Origin of the sequence: Colwellia sp. MB3u-55, from assembly GCF_014076785.1 — a bacterium.
Lineage (GTDB): Bacteria > Pseudomonadota > Gammaproteobacteria > Enterobacterales > Alteromonadaceae > Colwellia_A.
Map to the genome: position 1 here is coordinate 1 of NZ_JACGUS010000095.1, position 363 is coordinate 363.

Below are 363 nucleotides of genomic sequence, written 5' to 3' on the forward strand. Positions count from 1 at the left end.
TAACGCCTCACTAAGAGGCTAAAAATTGTTGGCTAAAATAGTGAGCGCAGCGAACCTAGCCAACTGTTTTTAGTCCTTTTGAGTGACTTGTTATATGCCTATTTAGAGTTAAACAACATGATAATACCTATCGTTACAGCAATAGAGATAATGCCGCTAACAATACAAAGACCATCATTATTTTGATTTGGTTTAGGATACTTACCAATAGTAATAATCTTTAAAGTAACGTAACCATACCCATAAACAAAAAACTCTATAAAGGCATCAATTATGATCCATTTTAATAATCTAAAAAAGGCTCGACCTAAACCTTCTGCTACTTCTTCCATAGTTGATACAATCCTTTAGGCATATAACGCC

At 33.9% G+C, this 363-nt stretch carries 1 protein-coding gene; it reads right to left on the bottom strand.

What is annotated here, in order from left to right; genetic code table 11:
• Positions 1 to 98: 98 nt before the first annotated feature.
• The gene (locus tag H4J66_RS05185) at positions 99 to 332 is read right to left on the bottom strand and encodes a hypothetical protein (RefSeq protein WP_182171418.1); all 234 of its coding nucleotides are present in this window, start codon (positions 330 to 332) and stop codon (positions 99 to 101) included.
• Positions 333 to 363 lie beyond the last annotated feature (31 nt).

Excerpts from the sequence above, each read along its gene's own strand:
- H4J66_RS05185 (WP_182171418.1), bottom strand. The coding sequence starts at position 332 with ATGGAAGAAGTAGCAGAAGGTTTAGGTCGAGCCTTTTTTAGATTATTA.